25 protein-coding genes and 1 riboswitch are annotated in these 26,619 nt (G+C 36.9%); of the genes, 23 read left to right on the forward strand and 2 right to left on the reverse strand.

Annotated elements, in window-relative coordinates; genetic code table 11:
- Positions 1-10 precede the first annotated feature (10 nt).
- The 19 genes from dapG (at position 11) to ISU02_RS01640 (ending at position 20,556) form a co-directional block, all read left to right on the forward strand.
- Positions 11-1,207: an aspartate kinase gene (gene dapG, locus ISU02_RS01550; RefSeq protein ID WP_194700016.1), complete on the forward strand. Its 1,197-nt coding sequence runs from the start codon at positions 11-13 to the stop codon at positions 1,205-1,207.
- A 14-nt stretch (positions 1,208-1,221) separates the two neighbouring features.
- Positions 1,222-4,179 (forward strand): DNA translocase FtsK, encoded by a 2,958-nt coding sequence (locus ISU02_RS01555; RefSeq protein WP_228727696.1) that lies wholly within the window; start codon positions 1,222-1,224, stop codon positions 4,177-4,179.
- A 47-nt stretch (positions 4,180-4,226) separates the two neighbouring features.
- The gene (gene rimO / locus ISU02_RS01560) at positions 4,227-5,567 is read left to right on the forward strand and encodes a 30S ribosomal protein S12 methylthiotransferase RimO (RefSeq protein ID WP_194700017.1); all 1,341 of its coding nucleotides are present in this window, start codon (positions 4,227-4,229) and stop codon (positions 5,565-5,567) included.
- Positions 5,551-6,075, forward strand: a complete 525-nt coding sequence (gene pgsA / locus ISU02_RS01565) for a CDP-diacylglycerol--glycerol-3-phosphate 3-phosphatidyltransferase (protein WP_194700018.1) — start codon at positions 5,551-5,553, stop codon at positions 6,073-6,075. Before rimO ends, pgsA begins: the two co-directional genes overlap by 17 nt.
- A gap of 121 nt (positions 6,076-6,196) precedes the next feature.
- Positions 6,197-7,459 carry a competence/damage-inducible protein A gene (locus tag ISU02_RS01570; protein ID WP_194700019.1) on the forward strand — a complete coding sequence of 421 codons (1,263 nt, stop codon included), beginning with the start codon at positions 6,197-6,199 and terminating at the stop codon, positions 7,457-7,459.
- Positions 7,460-7,640: 181 nt separating this feature from the next.
- A complete protein-coding gene (recA, locus tag ISU02_RS01575) occupies positions 7,641-8,654 on the forward strand; it encodes a recombinase RecA (protein WP_194700020.1) in 1,014 nt (337 codons plus the stop codon).
- Between the two features lie 260 nt (positions 8,655-8,914).
- Positions 8,915-9,088: riboswitch (cobalamin riboswitch) on the forward strand.
- Positions 9,089-9,190: 102 nt separating this feature from the next.
- Positions 9,191-9,586, forward strand: a complete 396-nt coding sequence (locus ISU02_RS01580) for a 4Fe-4S dicluster domain-containing protein (protein WP_228727697.1) — start codon at positions 9,191-9,193, stop codon at positions 9,584-9,586.
- 99 nt (positions 9,587-9,685) lie between these two features.
- On the forward strand, positions 9,686-10,690 hold the full coding sequence (locus tag ISU02_RS01585) for a FecCD family ABC transporter permease (RefSeq protein ID WP_228727698.1): 1,005 nt from the start codon (positions 9,686-9,688) through the stop codon (positions 10,688-10,690).
- Between the two features lie 10 nt (positions 10,691-10,700).
- Positions 10,701-11,477 carry an ABC transporter ATP-binding protein gene (locus tag ISU02_RS01590; RefSeq protein ID WP_194700021.1) on the forward strand — a complete coding sequence of 259 codons (777 nt, stop codon included), beginning with the start codon at positions 10,701-10,703 and terminating at the stop codon, positions 11,475-11,477.
- Between the two features lie 76 nt (positions 11,478-11,553).
- On the forward strand, positions 11,554-12,672 hold the full coding sequence (locus ISU02_RS01595) for an ABC transporter substrate-binding protein (protein WP_194700022.1): 1,119 nt from the start codon (positions 11,554-11,556) through the stop codon (positions 12,670-12,672).
- A 167-nt stretch (positions 12,673-12,839) separates the two neighbouring features.
- A complete protein-coding gene (locus tag ISU02_RS01600) occupies positions 12,840-13,610 on the forward strand; it encodes a sirohydrochlorin cobaltochelatase (protein WP_194700023.1) in 771 nt (256 codons plus the stop codon).
- Positions 13,611-13,889: 279 nt separating this feature from the next.
- Positions 13,890-15,446 carry a ribonuclease Y gene (gene rny, locus ISU02_RS01605; RefSeq protein WP_194700024.1) on the forward strand — a complete coding sequence of 519 codons (1,557 nt, stop codon included), beginning with the start codon at positions 13,890-13,892 and terminating at the stop codon, positions 15,444-15,446.
- Between the two features lie 270 nt (positions 15,447-15,716).
- Positions 15,717-16,256, forward strand: a complete 540-nt coding sequence (locus ISU02_RS01610) for a hypothetical protein (RefSeq protein ID WP_194700025.1) — start codon at positions 15,717-15,719, stop codon at positions 16,254-16,256.
- Positions 16,253-16,876 (forward strand): TetR/AcrR family transcriptional regulator, encoded by a 624-nt coding sequence (locus tag ISU02_RS01615; protein ID WP_194700026.1) that lies wholly within the window; start codon positions 16,253-16,255, stop codon positions 16,874-16,876. Before ISU02_RS01610 ends, ISU02_RS01615 begins: the two co-directional genes overlap by 4 nt.
- A gap of 152 nt (positions 16,877-17,028) precedes the next feature.
- On the forward strand, positions 17,029-17,295 hold the full coding sequence (locus ISU02_RS01620; protein WP_194700027.1) for a stage V sporulation protein S: 267 nt from the start codon (positions 17,029-17,031) through the stop codon (positions 17,293-17,295).
- A gap of 14 nt (positions 17,296-17,309) precedes the next feature.
- Entirely contained in the window at positions 17,310-17,570 is a 261-nt protein-coding gene (locus tag ISU02_RS01625) for a stage V sporulation protein S (protein ID WP_069875852.1), read from the forward strand.
- 165 nt (positions 17,571-17,735) lie between these two features.
- Positions 17,736-19,166, forward strand: coding sequence for an adenylosuccinate lyase (purB, locus tag ISU02_RS01630; protein ID WP_194700028.1), 1,431 nt, complete (start codon positions 17,736-17,738; stop codon positions 19,164-19,166).
- 186 nt (positions 19,167-19,352) lie between these two features.
- Positions 19,353-20,054: a radical SAM protein gene (locus ISU02_RS01635; protein WP_194700310.1), complete on the forward strand. Its 702-nt coding sequence runs from the start codon at positions 19,353-19,355 to the stop codon at positions 20,052-20,054.
- Positions 20,047-20,556, forward strand: coding sequence for a QueT transporter family protein (locus tag ISU02_RS01640; RefSeq protein WP_194700029.1), 510 nt, complete (start codon positions 20,047-20,049; stop codon positions 20,554-20,556). Before ISU02_RS01635 ends, ISU02_RS01640 begins: the two co-directional genes overlap by 8 nt.
- Before the next feature lie 648 nt (positions 20,557-21,204).
- Here ISU02_RS01640 and ISU02_RS01645 read toward each other — a convergent pair.
- Complete coding sequence (locus ISU02_RS01645; protein WP_194700030.1) at positions 21,205-21,693, reverse strand: prolyl-tRNA synthetase associated domain-containing protein; 489 nt, start codon at positions 21,691-21,693, stop codon at positions 21,205-21,207.
- 242 nt (positions 21,694-21,935) lie between these two features.
- Between ISU02_RS01645 and ISU02_RS01650 the strand changes: the two genes are divergently transcribed.
- Both ISU02_RS01650 and ISU02_RS01655 read left to right on the forward strand, forming a co-directional pair.
- Entirely contained in the window at positions 21,936-22,361 is a 426-nt protein-coding gene (locus tag ISU02_RS01650) for a hypothetical protein (RefSeq protein ID WP_194700031.1), read from the forward strand.
- A gap of 315 nt (positions 22,362-22,676) precedes the next feature.
- Positions 22,677-23,198, forward strand: coding sequence for a hypothetical protein (locus ISU02_RS01655; RefSeq protein WP_194700032.1), 522 nt, complete (start codon positions 22,677-22,679; stop codon positions 23,196-23,198).
- A 111-nt stretch (positions 23,199-23,309) separates the two neighbouring features.
- Here the strand turns inward: ISU02_RS01655 and ISU02_RS01660 are convergent, their stop codons facing one another.
- Positions 23,310-23,873, reverse strand: coding sequence for a TetR-like C-terminal domain-containing protein (locus tag ISU02_RS01660; RefSeq protein WP_194700033.1), 564 nt, complete (start codon positions 23,871-23,873; stop codon positions 23,310-23,312).
- Between the two features lie 540 nt (positions 23,874-24,413).
- On the opposite strand from ISU02_RS01660, the gene ISU02_RS01665 reads away from it, so the two are divergent.
- Both ISU02_RS01665 and ISU02_RS01670 read left to right on the forward strand, forming a co-directional pair.
- Positions 24,414-24,701, forward strand: a complete 288-nt coding sequence (locus tag ISU02_RS01665) for a hypothetical protein (RefSeq protein WP_194700034.1) — start codon at positions 24,414-24,416, stop codon at positions 24,699-24,701.
- 3 nt (positions 24,702-24,704) lie between these two features.
- Positions 24,705-26,597, forward strand: a complete 1,893-nt coding sequence (locus ISU02_RS01670) for a right-handed parallel beta-helix repeat-containing protein (RefSeq protein WP_194700035.1) — start codon at positions 24,705-24,707, stop codon at positions 26,595-26,597.
- The last annotated feature ends 22 nt before the right edge of the window (positions 26,598-26,619 follow it).

Genomic DNA, 26,619 nt, shown 5'->3' on the forward strand with positions numbered 1-26,619 from the left:
AGAGGTAAAAATGTCTATTATTGTGCAAAAATATGGTGGCACCTCAGTCTCTACAGAAGAGGGAAGAAACATTATTGTTTCAAATGCCGAGAAAGTAATATCATGTGGTGATCAATTGGTTATTGTGGTTTCTGCAATGGGGCGAAAGGGTGCGCCCTACGCTACAGATACTTTGATTCACATGTATCAACAGCCTCATTATGAGATGAACACGGCAGATTTAGATTTATTGATGAGTTGTGGCGAGACCATCTCAGCGGCTTACATTTCTAATTGGTTACGGGGAAAGGGCATTAAAGCAAGGGCTCTGATGGGATATCAAGCTGGCATTATAACAGATGGCATTGCTGGAAATGCCACTGTGAAAAAAGTGAACACCGATAAAATCAGAGACCTTTTAGATTTGGGCTATGTAACAGTTGTGACTGGGTTTCAAGGGATATCTGAATTAGGAGATATCACAACACTTGGAAGAGGTGGCTCCGACACAACTGCCGTTATTTTGGGAGAAGCTTTAAATGCTGAATACATTGAGATTTATACGGATGTTGACGGGGTTATGACTGCTGATCCAAGACATGTAAATAACGCAAAAGTTTTGAATACAATCAGTTATGAGGAAATGCATCAAATGGCTCTTGATGGCGCCAAGGTAGTAGATCCCAAGGCAGTTGCAATTGCCAAGAGAAGCAATAGGCCTCTGTTTATTAAAAACACTTTTTCAGAAGGCGTGGGAACGCTTATTCATGGTGCGCATACGCCTGAAGCCAATAAAATAGTGACAGCAGTGGCTCACAAGAATAATATTATACAAGTAAAGATTCAAGTCGATAACTACGATCCTAAATTTGAACAGTTGCTTCAAGCGATAGAAAAGGCAAGCATTTCCATTGATCTCATCAGTTTTCTTGAAGACGAAAAGATCTTTACGGTGGATCATATACATCAAAAGACGATACTCGATTTAACGCATTCACTTGACCTTGCAAGTCACATTACGGAATCGTGTTCTAAAGTGACCGTAATAGGGCATGGTATTCATGGTGTTCCAGGCGTTATGAAGCGCGTCGCATTGGCGTTGACGCGCAATAAGGTGAGTATTTTACAAACTTCAGATTCTTATACGACAATCTCCTGTTTGGTGAGGGAGCAAGAATTGACAAGAGCAATACAAGCATTACATGATGAATTTGGATTAAACAACTAGACGGAGGTGATCCTTTGGCTACCCCAAAGACTACAAAGAGAAATACAACAAGAAAAAAAGCACCTACCACAACCAGTAGGAGTAGAACCACTGCGAAAAAACCCGTTAAAAAAACTGCTAAAGAGTTAGAACATCAATATAAAGTTACGTATGAGCTTAAAATGATTGCTCTAGTTGCATTTACATTGTTTACAATGTTGAGTCTGTATACTACAACCGTGGGACAACTGGGGCATGCGATTAAAAATATCTATTTAGGTTTATTTTCATATGTTGGTTTTATTTTGCCTGTTTTCATCTTTATTTATATTTTTGTGCACATCAATATGAATTTTAGACCTGCAAAAAAAAGAATTTATATTGCCATGTCATTGATTCTCCTCGGCGCCATGATTTTGACGACAATGATGGTTTTTTCAGGTGTTGAAAGAGATTTATTCAAATTGAATTCAAACTTTGGAATAGCTGAGCAGTATAAGACGACTTTTGCCAGAAGTATTTTACTCAAAGGCGGTGGGATTATTGGAGAGCTGATTACCTTTGGAGTACTCAAGTTGATTGGCAATATTGGTGCGTTTATTTTGATTATCGTCTCTTTTGTATCCGGTTTCATCGTTTGGACCAGAATCTCGATTCATGATTTGTGGGAAGAAAAACGGAAAAAACAACTTGAAAAAAAACGCATAAAACAAGAAGAAATCGCTAGGTTGATGGAAGCTCGAGCTGTGAGCGAGCCACCTCAACCTGAATCTGTATTAAATGCAAATGGTCAAAAAAAAGGTTCTCAGAAAGAGGTGCCTCAAAGAGTGGTGCCTCAACATAATGTTGAAGCAGACTCTGAACATTTTTTAAATACGCTAGATAATTATCGAAAAGCTTCAAGAAAAAAAGATGTCAAGGCTTTTGATTATGATTCATATGAAAAGGTGGACGATCAAAAGGTACAGAGTGACGAAGTGAAAAGTGATATTCCAACAGCTAATATGCACAAATCATCTGTGCCGCCTATGCCTGTTGTGCCACCAGTTCATCACTCGGCGCCAGAGTTGGTTATGTCCAGTGCAAAGTCAAATCTTAAGAGCGATTCAAAGGATGCTTTTCAAAGGGATTTGCAAGCTAAACCCAAAGTTGATCCAGAAGTTAAGGTGCAATCTGAACCATCAGTGACAGAGACTATGACTTCCAAAACGGATTCGGAAGTAAAACTGGCTGAGTCCTATGAAGATGAGGCGACCAGAGAACCTGATAGTGTTCCAAAACACATGGCGACAACTACTGAATCATCAGATAAAAAAGTGGTTAAAATCAAAGAGAAGGACATTGAACCAGAAGTTAGACAAAGCGTCAATGATGAAATTAAAGAAAATATTACAAAACCAGTGGAACATTATGTTTTGCCACCAATTAGCTTGTTGAAGGACAATAAAAATGCTCAATTTTTAGAAAATCAAGAAGAGTATATTGAAATGGCAAAATTACTAGAAGAGACCCTTGTCAACTTCAATGTCGATGCAAAAGTGATTTCTGTCAAACGTGGGCCGACGATTACCATGTTTGAAGTTCAATTGAGCCCAGGTGTAAAAGTCAGTAAAATTGTTGGGTTAAGTGAGGATATAGCGCTGAACTTGGCCACAAGTCATGTGAGAATTGCACCTATACCTGGAAAAGCGGCCATTGGCATAGAAGTCCCTAATAAAGTCACTTCAATGGTCACCATAAAAGAGGTTTTAAACTCGCAGGAGTTTAAAAAACAAACTTCAAAAATCACGATTGGACTTGGAAAGGATATATCCGGAAATGCAATTGTTGGTGATCTTGCGAGCATGCCACATTTACTCATTGCAGGGGCCACTGGGTCAGGAAAGTCCGTCTGTGTTAACACCATCATTTCCAGTATCTTATTTAACGCGCGTCCAGATGAAGTTAAATTCTTGATGATAGATCCCAAAGTCGTCGAACTCAGTACGTATAATGGGATTCCGCATTTGATTTTGCCTGTTGTCACAGATGCTAAAAAAGCATCTATAGCATTGAACTGGGCAGTAAATGAAATGACGAGACGGTATAAGCTGTTTGCAGAATTAACGGTTCGTGACATGAAGGGATACAACAAAAAAGCGAAACCACAAGGGTTAGAACTATTGCCTCAAATTGTGGTGATCATTGATGAACTTGCAGATTTGATGATGGTGGCACCAAACCAAGTTGAAGATGCAATCTGTAGACTTGCTCAAATGGCCAGGGCTGCTGGAATTCACTTGATCGTAGCAACTCAGCGACCATCTGTTGATGTCATAACGGGATTGATTAAAGCCAATATCCCTTCTAGAATTGCATTTTCAGTGTCTTCTGCGATTGATTCGAGGACGATTATTGACATGAGTGGTGCAGAAAAATTACTGGGCAAGGGTGATATGCTCTTTTATCCTGTTGGTGCAGCTAAGCCTAAACGTACTCAAGGGGCATTTATGTCTGACGATGAAGTCGAAGGGGTCGTCAACTTTATTAAAAATCAATCTGTAGAGGTGACTTACAATGAGTCTATTTTGGATGATGTCCAAAGTGTAGAGCAGGATTTTGAAGAAGCGGATGAATACCTTGAAGAGGCCATAAGAGTTGTTTTAGACTCTGGACAAGCTTCAGCGTCCATGATGCAAAGAAAATTTAGAGTGGGTTACAATAGAGCGGCGAGAATGATCGATTCCATGGAAGAACGTGGCCTAATCGGACCTTCTAGAGGCAGCAAACCGAGAGAAGTACTCATGACAATGGCGGAATTTGATGCGATGTACGATCATTCAGATTCTGAGGATGCATCGAATGATGATTTAAATATTTCAGATGTATCCGATTATAATCAAGACAATGACATTGAGTTTGATTTGGATGATCATCAAGAGATGCCTTCTGATGATGATCTCTACGATCCTGCTGATTTTGAAGAAAAAAGTGTTGATGATTCTGAAATATAATGATAGATTGACACTAGATAGAATATAATAGAGAATATGAGGATATTATGAAAAAACTTTTTATTGAAACTTTAGGGTGTTCCAAGAATCTTGTAGATTCAGAGCAGATGTTGGGGCTATTGGATGAATCTTATACATTGTGTGATCAACCTGAAGAGGCTGAGATTTTAATTGTAAATACATGTTCATTTATTCATGATGCCAAGGAAGAGTCTATCAATGTAATTTTGGATTTTGCAAAGCTGAAAGCGGAAGGCGTTCTGGAAACCTTAATCGTAACGGGTTGTTTATCACAGAGATATCCGGAAGAACTTTTGGCAGAAATACCCGAGATTGATGCCATCATTGGTACCAGTAATTTTTACAAAGTGGACGAAGTCATAAAAAAATTAGATCAAGATAGGACTCAAAAGATTTTTATGGAATCCGTGGATCTTCAGATTCCTGAGAATTTGCCTAGAATATTGACGACACCAAGTTACTCAGCCTATCTAAAAATTGCTGAGGGCTGTGATAACCGATGTACGTATTGCATCATTCCAAAACTCAGAGGCAAGTATCGTTCAAGAGTACTTGAAGATATTATAGATGAAGCCAAGGATTTGGTTTCAATGGGTGTCAAAGAACTCATTTTGATTGCTCAAGATACTTCTAGATATGGTATAGATCTTTATGAAAAGCCAACTTTACCCAAGCTTTTGACAGCACTTAATGCAATTGAGGGGTTAAAGTGGATCAGAGTTCAGTATTCGTATCCTGACATACTGGATGATGATCTGTTGGAAGGCTTTTTCTCAAATGACAAAGTGGTCAATTATTTTGATATTCCAATCCAGCATGCAAGTGATAAAATATTAAAGTTGATGAACCGTAAAACAACACACGATGACATATTAAACATCATCCAAAAAATTAGAAAGAGAGATCCAGAAGCTGTGATCAGGACCACGTGCATTGTTGGATTTCCTGGAGAGACAGAGCAAGACTTTAATGAACTTTTGACGTTGGTGAGAACCGTTAAGTTTGATCGTCTAGGTGCCTTTACCTACTCGAATGAAGAAAACACACCTGCATTTAAACTGCCAAATCAAGTGCCTGAAGCGGTCATGGTTGAACGTAGAGATGCACTTATGGCGTTACAAATGAACATTTCTGAAAGTCTCTGTTATTCAAAAGTGGGCAAAGTCTATGAAGTCGTTGTAGAAGAAGTTGTAGAAGAGAACAAGCTTTATGTTGGACGTACTCAATATGATTCTCCGGAAATTGATGGTGTGGTTTATATAAACACTGTTGGGCCGTTAGAAATAGGGCACTTTATTCAGGTGAAAATTATTGATGCGTTGGAATATGATGTCATTGGAGAGGTGTATCATGAACATAGCAAATAAATTGACACTCTTGAGAATTATTTTGATTCCAGTAATGATCTTCTTTTTGTTGAATAAAATGATGCTACTTGCACTTGTTGTCTTTGCAGTTGCCTCTTTTACAGATTTTTTAGATGGTCATTTGGCACGAAAGTTAAACTTGATCACGAATTTTGGCAAATTTATGGATCCGCTTGCCGATAAGCTTTTGGTCATGTCTGCATTGATATGCTTTGTTGAGCTTGGCAAAATAAGTTCGTGGATTGTGATTATAATCATATCGAGAGAGCTTATTGTGAGTATTTTTAGAGCGATTGCCGCAGCAGAGGGCGTTGTCATTTCGGCTGGATGGTGGGGTAAATCCAAAACGATATCTCAAATGATTATGATTATCGTGATCTTGATGAATAATTTTCCGTTTTCTTTGGTCTCTTTCCCGATGGATACTATCCTGATAGGGGTTGCAACCATATTGACAATTATATCCGGTTATGATTATATTGCTAGAAATAAGCAAGTACTCAAATAAAAAGCGCTAGGGGGGCATAAAATAGTCATGTCACCCTAGCGTGTTATCTATTATTAAAAAAAATGCACATAATATGTTGAAATGCGTACAGCGTAAATTCAGAATTAGAGGGGGTAAAACGATGATAGAGTCTTCAAGATATCTAAAAGCAGGCATACTGGCAATTGGAACTGAGTTGCTCATGGGGCAGACGGTTAATACGAATGCCACTTTTTTAAGTCAAAAATTGAATGAAATTGGCATTGGTGTTTATTATCACTTAACGGTGGGCGATAATCCTTTGAGAATTGAAAATATGTTGAATTTGCTCATAGCAGAATGTGATATTATCTTTACTACTGGTGGTCTCGGGCCAACTCAAGATGATATTACAAAGGATATCATTGCAAAATCTTTGGGTCTTGAAATGGTTTTTGATCCACACAGCATGGAACGCATTGAAAAGAGATTTAGGCACTTTAATCGCGTCATGACTGAAAATAATAAGAGGCAAGCTTATTTTCCAGAAAATGCTCTGATTTTGGACAATGATATGGGGACGGCACCTGCTTGTATTATAAAATTAGAAGCTTTGAATAAACATATTGTCGTTCTCCCTGGGCCACCAAAAGAGATGAAATGGTTATATGACGAATATATTCAAGATTACCTGATGCATTTGAATCCGCTTAAAATGTTTTCCAAGTATTTGAGCGTGTATGATCTGGGAGAGTCCAGTACGGAAGATGCGCTTCTAGATCTTATCAATGAACAGACGGATCCGACAATTGCCACTTATGCAGGCGATGGCAAAGTGCTTGTTCGTGTGACTTCGTTTGGTCATACAGAAGAGGCTTGCCAACAAAGTGTCAATTCGATGGTGGCTGAAATCAAAAAGAGAATAGGACGTTATATTATTTCAGAAGAAGGCAAGGATATCAGCGAAGTTGTGGCATCTATGCTCCTCGAAAAGAATTTGTCCATCTCTTTTGTCGAATCTTGCACAGGTGGAAAATTGGTTGAAAGTATTGTCAAATTCAGCGGCGTTTCTAAAGTCGTAGACCGTGGGATTGTAACGTACTCTAATAAAGCCAAAATCGATGAAGTCGGCGTTTCAGAAGCAACGCTACTGACACATGGCGCCGTAAGCCATGAAACTTGTTTTGAGATGGTTAAGGGACTTTGCGAGAAAACAGGGTCAACTCTTGGTATATCTACAACAGGCATAGCGGGACCATCAGGTGGAACATCTGAAAAACCTGTGGGCCTTGTGTATATTGGCCTAAAAATTGGACATAAAATTATGACTTTTGAAAATCACTTCTCTGGGGATCGACTAACAGTACAGAATAGAACCGTCAACAAAGCTTTAAAAATGCTCTATGATGAAATCTCAAAATTATAGATGAGAACATATTTTGGATGGTCCGAAAGGGTAAAGTAGATCAAATAGGACTTTACAAAATGTAAAAAAATGGATATTATATAGATGGATGAAATTTTTACAAAAAGACTGGACAGAAGAAGACAATGTGTTATAATGAAATAGAACAAATGTTCTTACAAAAAGGTGGGTGTTTAATTAGATGAGCGAAAGACAAAAAGCATTAGATAATGTACTTGGACAAATCGAAAAGCAGTTTGGTAAGGGATCTATCATGAAACTTGGTGATGATTCTGCAAAGATGAATATTGAAAGCATACCTACGGGATCAATTGATTTAGATGTCGCACTTGGTATAGGCGGTATACCTAAAGGTAGAATTGTTGAAATATATGGTCCTGAATCATCCGGTAAGACCACAGTAACACTTCATATGATTGCTGAGGCTCAGAAACGTGGTGGTGTTGCAGCGTTTATAGATGCAGAGCATGCATTAGATCCTGTGTATGCTTCTAAAATTGGTGTAGATATTGATGAGCTTATTGTGTCTCAACCTGATACTGGAGAGCAAGCACTTGAAATTGTAGATGCACTTGTCAGAAGTGGGGCAATTGATATCGTCGTTATTGACTCAGTTGCAGCTTTAGTGCCTAAAGCGGAGATTACTGGAGAAATGGGTGACTCTCATATGGGGTTACAGGCTCGTTTGATGTCTCAAGCACTTAGAAAGTTAACGGGTATAATCAATCGATCTAATTGTACGGTTATCTTTATAAATCAGTTGAGGATGAAAATTGGGGTTATGTTTGGTAATCCTGAGACGACAACAGGAGGCAATGCACTTAAGTTTTATGCTTCTATCAGATTAGATGTTAGAAAGATTGATACAATTAAAAAAGACAGTGAAATCATCGGCAGTCGAACTCGAGTCAAAGTCGTTAAAAATAAAGTGGCACCACCTTTTAAACAAGCTGAATTTGACATCATGTATGGCACGGGTATTTCTAAAGAGGGCAGTATACTGGATGTGGCAACAAATGCAGAGATTATTAAGAAATCAGGCTCTTGGTACAGTTATGAAGGCAATAAGATTGGTCAAGGTAGAGAGAATGTTAAAGAATATCTCATACAAAATCCTGAAGTCTGTGATGTAATTGAAAAAGAGGTCCGACGTTTCTATAATCTTGAAGAGGAAGCTTCGAAGGAAAGTGAATAGGTAAAGAGCGTATATAGGCATTGATATAAAAGCCACTTTAATTTAATTAAGGTGGCTTTTGCATAATTAGGGCATAAATAGATAAAGAGCTTGGTCGTTTTTAGGCTGTGATGTAGAAGCTATTTGAGAAAAGTGCTTGGAGCCACTAAAATAGGAATGCCTAAAATAATATTTCAAAAATTATCAATAAAAGTCAGCCGGCATTTATTGCATATGCCCATTATTTGTGATATCATAATTTGTGGTATCATAATGAAAAAGTTAATATTTTTATTTGCGGTCACCAATTTGGTGTTAAAAGGGAATCAGGTGAAAATCCTGAGCAGCACCCACTACTGTAAGCCAGACGAGAATACATTGCCACTGTGAAAAATGGGAAGGCGTATTTGAGAGAGAAGGCAAGTCAGGAGACCTACCGTCAATAATACCAATTCTCGGGGATGGAGGCTATTTATTGGTTATGAAAAACAAAAGAGTAAACACACCCTATGGGTGTGTTTTTTTTGCGAATAAAATGGATGAAAGAGGGATAATGGATGAGTGAACGCTATAGGATCAAATTGAAAAGACTTTTGAATTATGAGATGTCGGATAAGCTAAGAGATGAAGTGACAAGGATTCTATCAGATGAAAAAGCTGGGCCTGATGATTTGATGGCAATTTGTAAAAAGCTGAGTGCACATAAAAAGTTAGTTAAACCAAGAGCAGAAATAGATTGGAACCCAACGATTGATTACAGCAAATGCAATGGGTGTCAAATATGTGTTCATTTTTGTCCCAAAAATGTTTATGCTGTAACAGATCAAAAACCAGTTGTCAAAAGCCCTACATCATGTGTACTTTTGTGCTCTAGGTGTATGCAAAAATGTCCAAATAAGGCGATCCGATTTCCCGATAAAGCGGATTATGTTCAATACATCAGCTACAGATAGACAACTGAAGATAGACACATAAATCTGTATGTTTTCGGAGAAACACTTACAGCTAAACACTCATAAATTAATTCTATTTTTTAATAGGGGGATTTCATATTGAAAAGAAACTCAAACGGTAGTTTTGAATTATATAAAGTGTCTTTGATTATCGTTTTATTCATTGCGAGTATTGTGGTTACACTTGTCTCCATTTGTCTGGGGTCAATGTCATTTACGATGAAAGAATCGCTAAGTGCTGTGTTGGTTGCCGACGATTCAGCGGCAAGGCTCATCATATGGCATGTTAGATTACCCAGAATTTTATCAGGAGGTCTTGTGGGCAGCTGTTTAGCACTTTCAGGTTGCATTCTTCAAGGGGTCATGCGCAATTATCTTGCATCTCCCTCTACCATTGGCGTCACAAGTGGTGCTAGTTTTGTCGGATACATTACACTAGTTGTGTTCCCGAGTCTTTTTTATCTATTGCCCATAGGTGCCATAGCAGGGGCTTTTTTAACAACTTTAATTATTTATGCAATTGCTTATGAAAAGGGTGTGAGCCCTGTAAAAATGATTTTGTCTGGAATGGCTATTGCTGCTGTTTTTGGTGCATTCAATGATATTATAAGGAGTTTTTTTCCGGACAGAATTGCCAATGCAACAGGGTTTCTTGTGGGGAGTCTAAATGGCGTTGCTTGGAAAAACTTTTCTCTTATACTGCCGTATGCACTTGTTGGCATTGTGATCTGTTTCTTTCTGCCTTCGAAGATGAATGTTTTGATGCTAGGCGATGAGATGGCCAATGCTTTAGGTGTGCGAACAGAACGCTTTAGATTTTTTTTAATAGTGATCTCATCATTGTTGGCTGGCGCTGCAATATCTGTTTCGGGTCTTATAAACTTTGTGGGCTTAATTGTTCCACATATTGCAAAATTGCTCATAGGGTCTGATTACAAATATCTTTTTCCCACTTCAATTGCACTGGGATACTCATTAGTCGTGATCTGTGACACTCTGGGACGCATTATTTTACCAGTTGGTGAGATTTCTGTCAGCATAGTGATTTCATTTGTTGGTGCACCTTTCTTTCTCTATTTACTCAGAAATAAGCAGACCGCTTAGGGAGGTTTACATGTATTTTGGATTTGAGAATGTAAGTATTAGTTATGGGAAAAAGAAAATTGTTCAAGATGTCACGATTGATTTTCCTAAGGGCAAGACAACCACGATTATTGGTGCGAATGGCTGTGGTAAAACGAGTTTACTAAAAACTATTTCACGTGCAGTGCATCCAGAAACCGGAAAAGTTGTCTTTAATAATAGGCCCATAGGTCATTATAAACCGAAGGCGTTGGCAAAGAAAATTGCCTATTTGCCACAGATCCATGAATCGCCCTCCGATATCAGTGTTAGAACATTGATTTCTTATGGCAGATATCCATATCGTAAATTTGGAAAGGGCTTAAGTGAACAAGATCATGAAATTATTGATAAGACCATTTGTTTAACGGGACTTGATCATTTACAAGACAGAACGCTAAATAATCTATCCGGTGGCGAACGACAAAGGGCGTGGATAGCCATGACCATATGTCAAGAACCAGAAATACTCATACTAGATGAACCCATCACTTATCTAGATATAGGTTATCAGTTAGAAGTGATGGAGTTAATACGTACATTGGGAGCACAGTTGAATATTACGATTATTATGGTACTACATGACATCAACTTGGCTGCACGTTATTCTCATCATATACTTTCCATAAAGGATAAACAAATTTATGCATGTGGTGAGCCTAGACATGTGATCACAGAAGATAAATTGTTAGATATTTTTAATATCCACTCTCAGATTCATGAAGATCACCGGAATACGTGCCCATTTATAATTCCAGAGAAAAAGTAACGACATGGTCTAAAATAGACCATAACATAAAGGGTACTTGTAATAGAAATAGACTTAATTTAATGGAGGCATAAAAATGTTTAGAAATGTGTGCAAATTAACTTTAACTTTTGCGATAGGATTATTGATTTTGGCTGGATGTGGCAGTGAAAAAGCCATTGCGGATAACGTATTGACTAGCTCTCAAAATAACAATACGGATGTCGTGCAATCTGAAAATGAAGTTGCTGATGTGGCAGAAGTCAGTCCTATTAAGAGACAATTGCTTAAATCAGCAGATGAGGTTCAAATTACTGAAACAGAAGTTATTTTTAAAGATGATTCAGGAAGAGATGTGATCACCATCCAAAAAAATCCGCAAAAAGTGGCTGTACTCTATGGGAGTCATGCCTGTCTTTGGAAAGAAGCAGGGGGTGACATCAAGATTGGCATTGGAGGCAAAGGTGCTGAGGCGCTCTATAAAGATCAAATAGGCCATAACTTTTTAGAGGATGAGGGCGTTGTTACAATTGCAAAGAGTTCATCTGCTAAAACTTGGGATATAGAAGCTATCTTAGCTGAGCAACCGGATTTGATCATCTGTTCTACAGCGATGAATGGATACTCCACGCTTTCTGCTCCTGCTGAAGCGGCAAACATTCCAGTGATTGCAATTACTTACAGCGGCGTTGGTGATTACTTAAAATGGTTTAAAGTCTTTTGTAATATCAACTCTAAACCAGAATTGTGGGATTCGATTGCGAACAAAACAGTAGATGATATTGCACATATTATTGAGAGTGCACCTGTTGAAAACACACCCAAAGTGCTTTCAATACTGCCTAAGACAGACGCTGTCAGTGCCAATCTTGCAGCTTCTGACATGGGGGTTATTATCGAGCAGTTACATGCAATAAATGTTGTGGATGATTTGGCCGAGGATTTGTCTTCTGTGAGAGTTGACATCAACTTAGAAACCATGTTGGCGACAAATCCTGATATGATATTCGTCCAGTGCATTGGATCGGAAGAAGAAGCACGTGAACTCATGGATTCGCACTTCTTAGATAATCCTGTTTGGAATAGTTTGGAAGCCGTTAAGAACAATAAGATTTATTATATGCCAAAACGCCTATTTCACAATAGACCTAATCGAGAATACAATGAATCCTATAAAATGATGTTTGAGTTGCTATATCCAGAGATTGAACTGTGAAACGAGATCTCAATGAGTGAAGCGGCATGGGATCGCTCATATGTATGATTGCACTTAAGAGGGGCCGTCATGGATAAAAATGATGGCCTGTAGCTCATTTTCATGCATATGCATGTGGCAAGTATATAGGTGTGTTAACAGTGTTCATAAAGAGAGGAGATAAAAAAATGAAAGATAAGGCAATACTCATTACCAGTTTTGGAACGAGTCATGAGGAAACCAGACAAAAGAATATCGTCCAATTTGAAAATTTTATCGGCGAGAAATGTTCGGATTATACTATTTATAGTGCGTATACGAGTTCAATGGTCAGAGGCATCCTTAAAAAAAGGGGGATTGAAGTCGACAGCGTGGCAATGGCACTGGATAGAATGTATCAGGAAGGGATAAAAAATGTTGTCATACAACCTACACATTTGATTTATGGACATGAGTTTGAAAAAATTGCGCATACGTTAAGAGCTTTTGAAGGCAAATTTGAACGGATAGAGATAAGTACGCCACTTCTTGCTGAAACAGATGATATGATTGCAGTCGTTCAAATATTATCAAATGCAATTGATGTGGATTCAGAAACGGCTTTAGTTTTAATGGGACACGGGACCGATCACTATGTGAATGCTGTATATCCTGCACTTGATTATGTGGCGAAAGCCAGTGGCAATAAGCATGTGTTTGTAGGAACCGTTGAAGGTTATCCTGAAGTTGAAGCGGTTGTTGATTTTGTAAGAAAAAGGGGTTACAAGAAAGCGGTTCTGACGCCACTCATGTTTGTGGCAGGGGACCATGCTGTGAATGATATGGCGTCAAATGAACCAGATAGCTGGAAATCCATATTCAGTCAAAATGGTTTAGAGGTCACTTGTGTTGTGAAGGGACTTGGAGAATATCCTGAAATTCAAACCTTGTATTATAAACATCTCTGTAATTTTTTATAGAATAAGAAGGCTGAAAAAAATCATTTTAAAAAAGTGAATGGCCTTAAGAGTACTATTTTATTTTTATCATGTTGCAAAAGCGCCCAAAGAGAATAAAATGATTATGAGCCTCTGTTAAAGTGAGAAATGCTGAAATAATCGTCATTTCAACCGTTTTAGGATAGTGCACATCTTGACAGTTTGTTAAAAAAAATATAAAATTAGTGTATAGGTTTATCTCAAAAAAAGGCCTATATATGATAAGATTGGATCACTGGTCTTACAACAAACAAAAAGGGGGTGAGCGACATTAGCGTGCCAGCATTTCTCGTTGTAATTATTGGGGCTGTTCTGGGCGCAGGTGGTTTTGGAGTCGGTTATATAGTCAGAAAAAATACAGCTGAGAAAGTCATATTAAGTGCTGAATTTAAAGCAAAAGAGATTATTGCTGAAGCTGCAAAATCAGCTGAATCCGTTAAAAAGGAGAAAATCCTTGAGGCAAAAGAAGAAGTACTCCAAATTAGAAAAGAAATAGACAAGGAAACGAAAGATCGTCGTTTAGAAATTCAAAAACTTGAAAGAAGAAATCTTCAAAAAGAAGAATCTTTAGAGAAAAAAGTAAATGCTCTTGAAGCCAAAGAGGAAAAATTAGCAACAAAGCTTAAAATTATCGAAAATAGAGAGCAAGAGGCTGAATTACTCTATGCAAATCAAATCAAGGAATTAGAAAGAATTTCTGAACTAACGATCGATGAAGCTAAAAATCAACTTCTTGCTGATGTTGAGAAAGAAATTAAACATGACGCGGTTGTTTTAATTAAAGACATTGAGACAAAAGCAAAAGAAGAAGCTAGCAAGAAAGCGAAAGATATTTTAGCTTATGCGGTTCAAAAATGTGCAGCAGAATATGTTGCAGAAAGTACGGTATCTCTTGTTAATTTACCTAACGATGAGATGAAAGGAAGAATTATTGGTAGAGAGGGTAGAAACATCCGTGCATTAGAAACGCTCACAGGAGTGGATTTGATCATCGATGACACACCAGAAGCCGTAATATTATCTTCATTTGATCCTATTCGAAGAGAAATTGCCAGAGTAGCACTTGAAAAATTGATTATTGATGGCAGAATTCATCCAGCAAGAATCGAAGAAATGGTAGAAAAATCTAAAAAAGAAATTGATCAATTAATTAAAACCGAAGGGGAGAATGCGACCTTCGACATTGGTATCCATAATTTACATCCCGAAATTATAAAATTAGTAGGACGTTTAAGATTTAGAACGAGTTATGGGCAAAATGTATTAAGACATTCTATTGAAGTGGCGCATTTAGCTGGGTTAATGGCTGCAGAAATTGGTGCAGATGTTAAAATCGCTAAACGTGCAGGATTATTACACGATATCGGTAAAGCTGTGGATCATGATCTTGAAGGGACACATATTGAACTTGGAATGCAAATTTTAAAGAAATATCGTGAATCAAAAGCTGTAATTCATGCAATGAGTACGCATCACGGAGATTATGAGCCTGAAACAGTTGAGGCAATTCTTGTGACTGCTGCAGACGCATTGTCAGCTGCTAGACCAGGGGCGAGAAGAGAGACTCTTGACACGTATATCAAGAGATTGGAATCTTTAGAGAACATTGCAAATGGATATGAAGGTGTTGAAAAATCATTTGCAATTCAAGCAGGTAGAGAAGTTCGTGTGGTAGTGTATCCAGAAAAAGTAAATGACGATGATATGTTCTTGCTTGCAAGAGAAATCAGTAAAAAAATTGAAGCAGACTTGGATTACCCAGGACAGATAAAAGTACACGTTATTAGAGAATCTAGGGTAACTGACTTTGCAAAATAAGATAAAATAGATCTATGATGGATATTAAGAAGAATTCTTCGGAATTCTTCTTTTTAATTGAAACAATAAGATTTGAAAGCAGCCATGAATGTTCACCCTCAAACAGCGTCAGCGAAAATCGTTTTGAGACATCGGAGATGACACAAATGTTGTTACATATTGGATAATAAAATATTAAATAAAAATTAACTCGAGTTAAATAATATTGACAAAATACTTAACTCGAGTTAAACTATTTCCATATAAAAAGATATTTACAGGAGGTATATAATGATCAAATTAAAATTTAACGCTAAAATGACTTATATTTTTCTGATTTTAGCTGTAAGCGTATATTTAGTAATGATGTTGGTAACAATCCCTCAGCTTAGACACGAGATGAATGGCATTGAAGTTTTTGACTTAAGGGCATTAGGATATTCTCTCGAAGAGGGAAGAGCAATTATAGAGACAATAACTCCAAGTGGAAGACAATTTTATACCCATGTTCAACTGCCACTTGATTTCATTTATCCGTTTAGCATAACGATGTTTTGTATTTCCTTTTTAAAGCAAGCATCCAATCGATATAAAATTTTAAAAGCAATTTGGTGGCTGCCCATTTTTATAATGCTCTTTGACTATACAGAGAATATTTTCATTTATCTAATGTTAAATGGTCATGCCAGTGATTTCATGATAGGCTTTTCAAGTGCAATGACGGTTTTAAAAAGTATGTCAAGCACTGTGATCTATAGCATTATTTTGATCATCTTAATGCTCAAAATCGCAGATAGAATCGCCAAAAGCGTTAGAAAGGGGAGCGAATGAACCAGTTTAATGTTGGCAGGAGAGAGTCTAAAAAGGCTGAAACGAAAATTGAAATTATGAAAGCCTTCATAGAAAGGCTGGAAATGGATGAATTAAATGCAATAAGAGTACAGGATATTTGTGATGTTGTAGGGATATCTAAAGTTACTTTTTTTAATTACTTCACTTCTAAAGAACAAGTTATTGAATATTTTATACACTTTTGGCAATATGATTTGGATTATCAGATCTGCCAAACACAATTAAGGGGAAGAGCATTAATATATGAGTTGTTTAGACGTGTTGGCGCGCATCCGGCTTCCAAACATATTTTAAATGCAATCATGTTATTTTTCATTAAAACATCTGATTATAAGCCGATGACAATAGATGACTACGAACTCTATTTATGGAACTCAGATGCTTATAATCAAGGATTTAGACTTACCACAATACAAGATTTATTTGAAAAAGGTCTGGCAGAATGGCAAGTGAGTAGTGCAGAAATAAAGACCATGATGAATAATCTGCTCAGTGGATTTTATGGAATGGCTTTTTTACAGACGGTATCATATGCTGATAATTTAAATGAAAACTATGAAAAATTTTTAGACTCCATTTTGCCTTTGGACTTGAAATAAAGTTTTTTTTGCTTTTGATTCCAAAGCATTTTACTCTGAAGAATAGACATTGACAAAATGTATTTGTTTAGCGCTTATAACAACGGGTATATTTTTTACATCATTGAAACTGTAAGAATCGAACTCTATTAGCAGTAAGGAGGATAACAGAAATGGAAGTACTAAAAGTAGCAAGTCATTCGAATCCTAGTTCTGTAGCTGGTGCACTTGCAGGCGTTATTAGAGAAAGTGGTGTTATAGAAATACAGGCAGTTGGTGCTGGTGCTCTCAATCAATCGGTTAAAGCCATTGCAATTGCCAGAGGTTTTATGGCACCAGGTGGTGTAGATTTGAGCTTTATGCCCATTTTCACTGAGGTTATGATCGATGGTGAGGAACGTACTGCTATAAAATTAATTATTGAAAAGCGCAATATTTAAAGGAGGCAATGTTCATGGAAGTATTAAAAGTTTCTTCAAAATCAAATCCAAACTCTGTTGCTGGTGCTTTAGCAGGTGTTATTAGAGAGCATGGAAGTGCTGAAATACAGGCTGTAGGGGCAGGTGCAATCAATCAATCTATAAAGGCTATTGCCATTGCGAGGGGCTTTGTGTCTCCTTCAGGAATAGACTTAGTCTGCATTCCCGCTTTTGCAGATATTATTATTGATGGGGAAGAGAGAACTGCTATTAAACTCATTGTTCAACCCAGATAAACGATGATAGATGACTTAATTTTGAAAAGAGCCGTAGTGCTCTTTTTTTAAGTTGCACCAGAAATAAAATTAGTCTATAATTGATAGCGAAGGTGTATGAAAAAAATAATGTTGGATAAATAGTTCGGATTTTAATGCGACTGGGGTCCAATTTGGAGGTAAAACATGTACGAAAATTATCAAAATCCTTTAATTGAAAGATATTCAAGTGAGGAGATGCTTAAACAGTTTTCGCCGATGAAGAAGTTTTCAACATGGAGGAAATTGTGGATTGCACTTGCTGAATCCGAAAAAGAGCTAGGATTAAATATTACGGATCTTCAAATTGAAGAAATGAAAAAAAATATATACAATATTGATTTTAAACGCGCTGCTGAATTCGAAAAGGAAGTCAGACATGACGTTATGGCACATGTGCATGCATTTGGTGAGCAATGTCCCAATGCAATGCCGATTATCCATCTTGGGGCAACCAGTGCTTATGTGGGTGACAATACGGACCTAATTGTTATGAAAGAAGCGCTTGGTATTGTGAAAAGAAAGTTGGCTGTGCTCATAGATAAATTGGGTAAATTTGCTGAAGAAACAAAGGCGATACCAACACTTGGATTTACACATTACCAGCCAGCTCAGCTGACAACTGTTGGAAAGCGGGCGACGCTTTGGCTAATGGATTTGGTCATGGATTATGAAGATGTTTGTATTCTTATGGATCAGATGAAAATGAGAGGTGTTAAGGGCACAACCGGAACACAAGCGTCTTATCTCAATTTATTTGATAATGATCACACAAAGGTAAGCCAATTGGACGAAATGGTTGCGATAAAGATGGGTTTTAAAGAAACTTTGGCAGTTACTGGACAGACCTACACACGTAAAATTGATGCCAAAGTACTTGGTGTCCTTTCTGGTGTTGCTATGAGCCTCCACAAGATGACAAATGATTTGAGACTATTGCAATCTTTAAAAGAAATTGAAGAACCGTTTGAAAAGAAACAGATTGGGTCTTCTGCAATGGCCTATAAGAGAAACCCAATGAGAAGTGAAAGAATTTCTTCACTTTGCAAATATGTTATATCGTTGGCTTCTAGTCCCCAACTGGTGGCGGCAACACAGTGGTTTGAGAGAACTCTTGATGACAGTGCCAATAAACGGTTGGCAATACCGGAGGGCTTTTTAGCCATAGATGCATGTCTTGATATTGCCAACAATGTTACTACTGGTCTTGTGGTTTATGAAAAAGTTATAGAGAAGCATGTTATGGCAGAGCTGCCGTTTATGGCAACTGAAAACATTATCATGGAAGCTGTTAAAAAAGGTGGCGATAGACAAATCATGCATGAGTCCATTCGTGTTCATTCCATGGAAGCTGGACGGATGGTAAAAGAACTTGGTCTAGAAAACGATCTTTTAGAGCGCATCTCAAAAGATCCATCTTTCAATTTATCGGATGAAGACATCAAGAGTTTGTTGAATCCAACGGATTATATAGGGAGAAGCCCAGAACAAGTGGATGCGTTTATTATAAAGCATGTCATGCCTATTCGAGAGGCACATGCAAGTGATTTAGGAACGAATATTGCTCTAAAAGTATAGAGTAAGCTGTAAAAGGATAGAGCAAACGGTCTCTTCTTTGGTAAAAATGCCTGAAGAGGCCGTTTTTATGATAAGTACAAGAAAAAAAGACTTTACATGTTTGAGAGATGTGTTATAATTAAATTCGTCTTTAAGAGTGTTTCCTTGGTACCCACTATAAAAAACAAGGGGTTGATAAATATGTCAATAGAACGTTACGGTATTATTGATCAAAAAAACCCCCGTGAAATTGTCCTGTTAAAATCCAGGAGATGTCAATGGGGGATTTGTACTTTTTGTGACTATATTCATGACAATTCAAACGATGAATTTGAAATAGTGACTCTTAATCAATCGGTATTAAAAAAAATTACAGGAAAGCTTCATGCACTGGAAGTGATCAATTCAGGAAGTTGCTTTGAATTACCAGAGGAAACTCTTAGAGACATTAAAGCGATTGTTGAAGAAAAAAAAATCGAACACTTGTATTTAGAAAGTCATTATATGTACAGGCATAAATTAGAGGAAATGCGTTCTTATTTTAAGATTCCGGTGACCTTTAAATGCGGCATAGAAACATTTGATGATTATTTTAGAAACAAAGTGCTCAAAAAAGGGGTAATTTTTAAAGACCCCAAGGAAGTTTCAAGCTACTTTTCTTCAATCTGTTTAATGGTTGGCATAGAGGGACAAACTCGTGAAATGATTCAAAGTGATATTCAGATTCTTCTGAAGTATTTTAAACATGGCTGTATCAATATCTATCAGGATAATTCGACTCAAATCAAATCAGATCCAGAATTGATACAGTGGTTTAAAGAAACTTATTCGCATCTAGAAACGAATGCAGCCCTTGAAATTCTTTGGCATAATACTGATTTTGGTGTAGGAGGCGCAACACATGAATAACAAAACAAATTTTTTAGCAAGGACAGCTGTGGTGGCATCACTGTACGTTGTTATTACACTTTCATTATTCTTTTTAAGTTATGAGGCAATACAATTTAGAGTATCTGAAATTATGGTTTTACTTGCCTTTATTGATCCACTCTATATTCCAGGACTTGTACTGGGGTGTTTTATGGCAAATTTGATGGGACCTTTTGGCATCATTGATGCCTTGTTCGGTTCTTTCGCTTCACTTTTAGCACTATTGATGGTTGTCAAGACCAGAAAATGGTTTGGAAATAATTTAAAAAGCCTTGTAATAGCAAGTCTGTGGCCGGCTATTTTTAGCTTTATTATTGCGTTTGAAATTACGGTTGTCTTTGGTTCAGAAGATTCTTTCTGGTTTTGGACTGTAATGGTGGCTGTTGGTGAATTTGTGGTCATTACACTTGCAGGCGTGCCCATATTCAACTGGATTATAAAAAATGACGGAGTTGTCAGACTGCTTAAGTTTAATAAGTAAAAACAATTTATAATAGTATGCAACCATTTAAATATATAACCGTTTGAGCTGATCAACTCAAACGGTTTTTTAAACAACAAGATTTGAGCCGAAAGCTGTGCTGAGGGATGTTCACCCTCAAACAGCGTCAGCGAAAATCGTTTTGAGTCATCGGAGATGGCTCAAATGTTGTTGTATGCAAGATTTGAGCCGAAAGCGGCGTCAGCGAAAATCGTTTTGAGTCATCGGAGATGGCTCAAATGTTGTTGTGTGCAAGATTTGAGCCGAAAGCGGCGTCAGCGAAAATCGTTTTGAGTCATCGGAGATGACACAAATGTTGTTGTATGCAAGATTTGAGCCGAAAGCGGCGTCAGCGAAAATCATTTTGAGTCATCGGAGATGACACAAATGTTGTTGTGTGCAAGATTTGAGCCGAAAGCAGCGTCAGCGAAAATCGTTTTGAGTCATCGGAGATGGCTCGAATGTTGCTCTTTGAAAAGAAATTGATATCAGGCATGGACATTAAAATGAATATACATATATATTTAAACGTAGAAATAATCTTGATAATTCATGAAAATATCAAGATTATTTTAATACTTTTTTGATAACTTTATGGCGTTCTTGGGTATAAATGTAAAGACCGATATATCTTATTAAAGTATTGAATTAGAGTGTCCAATAAAAAACGGTGTTGTTCCTACTTTCAAGGAATTTAACAAAATCCGTCGTTTTCAGTTCTACTGTAGCTGTATTGATATTTGGATGGAAAGTCAGTAATTCTTCTGAAAGCAACGCCTTGTCTACGATGACAATGACTTCAGCGTTGGTGTCGTTGATAATGCCAAATGGAGAAACTGAACCGGGTAATAATCCCAAGTATTTCATGAGTCTATTTTCAGAGGCAAATCCAATGCGTCCCAAATCATGATTTTTAGAAAGTAAATTTAAATCGACGCGTTTGTGATCTTCAAGTACCACTAAGAAATGCTTTTTACCTTTGTTGTCTTTTAAAAACAAATTCTTGCACCCTGTGCCCTCAAATTCAAGTGAGAGTTTATCTACATCGTCCACGGTATACACAGGAGGATGTTCATAAACTTTATAATGAATATGAAGTGCATCTAAGGTGTCATATACAGCCTGTTTGGATTGCATAACATACCTCTCATATTTAATAATTTAAGTTTGTAAAACGCGTATTTTAAAGAAGACTTTTAGGCTAGACGCGTGAGCACAAAAATGGATAAGAGATGAAATGAAGGAGGCTTAAGTGGATGTGCTCGAAATATGGTATAATAATATAGAATAGAGCCTAGCGTGTACCTATGATTATCATTTTATTTGAAATTCAAAATAGCGTCAAGTTCTGATTGAATAAAGTATCAAGGGAGGATAAAATGCTTAGAAAATGTGAACAATGTGGCCGATTTTTTGGTGATGAAGGTGATAGTAAAATTTGTAATGCTTGTGCTTTATCCACTCGACATTTTAAAAGCACAGGTGATCCGGAACGTGATAAATTTCAAGCAACTCGAGAAGTGGTTTATGATAACCCAGATATTTCTCCACAAGGCATTATAGATATTCTAGAAGAGATGGGCATTGAAATCACTGCTAGACAAATTTTAAAATATGTTGATGAAGGCAGATTGACTTTGAATACTGAAAAGATAGGAAATCACTGTCATATGTGCGGTAAGAAAATTAGCTTTGGCAAGTACTGCGATCGCTGTAGATTGAAAAAAGAATTAGAATCGGTAGATACTTCTGAAGTGAGAGATAATAATGATTCTAGTAGAATTAAAATGCATATAAAAAAATAGAATGATATATTTTTTATTGAAATCCAGGCCATGTCTGGATTTTTATTTGAAATAACAAGATTTGATCCGAAAGCGGCGTCAGCAAAAATCGTTTTGAGTCATCGAGAGAAGTCTCAAATGTTGTTGTATATATCATTAGTTTTCGTCCAGCTTAGAGGCAGGAATGTTTAACCTGCTCTAAGTGGTAAGACGAGGACGGGTCTGACAAAAGAATATTTTGGCGGACAATGATTATAAGAAAGTAAATAAATTTGCCTTTTAATGTGACTATGTTATAATTATTATGATAAGACCTAATTATGAAAGGAGATTGACATGAAAAAAAAGCAATACATAAAGTTTATGATTCTCATTTTTACTCTTTTAATTCTTATAGGTGCAATTGGGTATTTTCGGATTATCGATAAAAGTTTGATCCGATCTATGTTAAAAGAGTACAAGCAGGAACTGTGTACGGTAAATATTAGTGACGATAAAAGCTTCTCTAACTTAAACGAAGAGGGCCAGATTGAATTCACAGCATACTTGGAGAGCTTCAAAAAATACTTTACTGAAGAAGGTTTTAAAGGCTTTTTTGGCGATAGAAGAGGTTCTGTCTATAGAGACTACGTTGAAGCAAATCCAGACGTCAGTTTAAAATTTAAAGGGATCAAATACGATAAATTTGAATATGATTCAGAAAATAATCGGTACATTGTCAATTATAAATTGCAAATACAGGCAAGTGATGATCAAATTTATACAGAAACGATTCAATCGGTAATTATTAAGGAGAATGGTCAGTGGAAAATTGATCATGAGAAAATTTATAATTATGGGAGTATGTTTAATAATTGATTGTCTTTTAAAAGACAATCAATTCCACAAAGTCTGATATAAATCAAAAGAACCCTGAAGAGTGGCTTGGTAGTAAATGCCCCATCTTTTGGGTTCTCTTTTATTTTAGTTTTATGTTTTAGATTTGATGTATTTATCGATGGCCCTTGAAATATCACCATCTACGAGTTTGCTCAATTTGTCTATAATGGATTTTGGTTCCTCTTTTGTGCCAGACTTGAGCCATTCAAGCATCAAATTGACAAATCCATAGGTATAGAAGCGTGCAATAAAGTGTTTTTCTTCTTCTTTGATGGGAAGTTCTCCAGCAAGCTCGTTGACTACACCTAAAAGCAAGTCGAATACCTGTTGATTCAAAAACATTTCCAGATGATCTCGACCAAGTGAGTTAACTGTACTCAGACAAAAAGCACGGTTGTTTTCAACGTATTGAAAGATCTTTAAAAAACCTAGTTGCCAAGTGTCATAAGTTTTGTAATCAACGATGGATTCAAGCGCTTCAGATCTAAAAATATAGCCTAGCAAATCATAAATATCTTGAAAATGGTAGTAAAAAGTTTGTCGATTTATGCCGCAAGTAGTCACTAAATTTTTAACGGTTATATGATCCATTGAGGTCTTTGACATCATTTTTTTTAGACAGCAGGCAAGTTGTTCTTTGGTATGATTTGACATGCTTAAACTCCTTGTTATTTTACGGATTTTGATGGTGATTATATTTTATCATTTTGACACAAATATTGACAGAATTTATATTAAAATCATAATCTCATCTTTTTATCAGTAATTGAATGATTTAGAGAACATAGTCTGTATTTGCTTTTGTTTTAATAATACTGAAAAGAAAGTCATTTGCCGTTGCGCCTTTTGGAGGTTTCGCAAACAATAAACTTTTTTTTAAATATCTTCAACATGAGCAAGGCATCTAAACAGTTTGACATGAGGCAAATTATTATAGCTCACATATCCATCTGCTTGAAGATGCTTGTGAACTAGCAAGAAGGGCAATAGATACAAAAGATATCTATTGAAGAGGTAGCCTATTAGTGCTAAAATTTAGAAAAATACTTTAAATATTAGTAAATCAAACGAGAGTCAATCAAGAGCCAAAAAATAAAATTAGCTGGACGTCTAGGGGAAAGAAGGGATCGTAATGATCCTTTTTTCTGGTGAATTGAATTCAGCCAGAAGTGTAAATTAATATAGGGGGTATTTATGAAGAGTGATAAGTTTTTAATTTATTTGCTTTTAGTAAGTTTGCTTTTGACGGTGTGCGTACCTATAGATTCATATGGTCTGTCCGCTGATTTGAAAATCTCAGGGGTTTATAGTGACAGTGAACTTGCAAGAGCTGTTGAATTGGGTTTTGGTACATATGAAAAAAACTCAAATATTTCGTATAAGAACTTTTTTTTAATGTTGGATAAAGTTATTGAACGCTCTAATACCGAGGCTTTAGGTGAGTGGCAAAAGACATTTTCTGAGGCTAGAAAGTCAACCTAAATTATGAAGCGTGATGAAGGGATGCTTGCTATTTTTTTTGCTTCGAGAATGATGGGAGAGTCCTATGAGAACTATAATATAGATGGAGATGTCTTGCTTGGTACTCTTGGTGAAAGTATATGGCATGAAATGTCATGGCATTATCCTTATTTCTCAGGCTGGGACAAGAGTGTTGTTTTAGGAAATGATCAATGGGATAACGCTATGATTGCAGCCTATTTTTACAATATGAGCAGAATGTCTAAAATGAGTGACAGCCTTATATTTGACTATGACGAAAAAAGCAACTCAATGCGATTAAACGAATCGTTAACTCATGAAGAAGCATTGCGTGCAGTCGTTAGACTCTATGACTCTGGGCTCGCTGAAACTGAGAGAATCAAGACGGATCAAGATGCTGAACTTTTGAAAGCAGCTGATGCTCGACGAAAGGCCATTTTAGAGAGTCAAACAAGTATAGTGACCAAGGGTAACGTATACTATATTTCAAACTCTGGAAATGATTTTAATGATGGTCGTTCTCCCGAAACAGCGTGGGCAACAATCGAGAAAGCAAATCAAATGGCATTACTAGATGACGATACAGTCTTTCTTGAATGCGGTGGTATTTTTAGAGGTATATTATTGTTTAGAAATAATATAACTTATTCTGCTTATGGTGAAGGCGAAAAACCAAAAATTTTAGGGTCTCCAGAGAATGGTGCAAACCCTGCTAAATGGAAATTGATGGCGGGCACTAAAAATATTTGGATTTTTTATAGAGAGATCTACGAGACAGGTGTAATTGTACTTAATGATGGTGAAAAGTGGGCAAACAGAGAGACTGCTCTCTGGAACGGGGAAGAATATGTAAATGTAGTGGATAAGAAGCGTCCAATAGACATAAATCAATTAAAGGATATGACTTTCTTTCAGGATGTTGATTATTCGGGATATTCGTCAGAAGAGGCTATCGGTGAATTGAATATTCCTGGTAAGATCTATATGCGTTGTGATCTTGGTAATCCTGGAAAGGTCTTTAAGTCCATAGAATTTGAGAGTAAACCCTATGGTGATGCAAACTTGAAAAGCTCTTTTATACTTCAGGTTGGAGAAAATTGTTTAATTGATAATCTGTGTTTTCTGTATTGCCAGGGAGGCATCAGTGTCAGTGGTAACTGTACAGTACAAAACTGTGAGGTTGCTTGGATCGGCGGAAGCGTAGCTGGATACAATGGTTCAGGTCTGGGAACAGATACACAGGCAGTTCTGCGATTTGGCGATGGTATTTTATGTGCTAAGGGCTCAAATAATAATGTGTTGAATAATTATGTACATCATATGTATGACTTTGGCATAACGGCTGAAACGGGTCCTTGGTTCGAAAATGAAGAAGATAGATATGCTTATGAAACAATTTTTAAAGGTAATCTCGTTGAAAATTGTTCAGGCGGATTTCTTATTGGAGATTGGGAGGCGCTTCAATCAGGTCTAGATCACAGCGTTATTTTTAAAAATATTTGCATTGGAGATAATACTGTTTTATTTTCTGGATATGGATGGTCTCATCAAGAATTGGATTATGACTGGGGACACGCAAGTGCTGTCAATAATGGTAACAGTGCTATAACCTTCGCCTATCCACCAAAGGCCGCTCAGAATATTGAAGTTAAAAATAATATATTCTATGTGGGGAAATATGCTCTAGTCAGTAGTTGTTATGGTGCAAAAGGGTTGAAGGGACTTTATAACGTGAAATTTGATGGCAACACGTATGTTCAAAATCCACTAGGGACATTAGCATATTGGCAAAAAAACGAAACCGATAAAATAAGGCAATGCTTTATTAATAATAGCAGCGCAAAAGAAACAATAAGTAATGTATTAGAGGACAAAAATGGTGTTACTTGGAAGTGAAATTAGAGTATTGGAGATGTTG

This window comes from Fusibacter ferrireducens, assembly GCF_015352425.1.
GTDB lineage: Bacteria > Bacillota > Clostridia > Peptostreptococcales > Acidaminobacteraceae > Fusibacter_A > Fusibacter_A ferrireducens.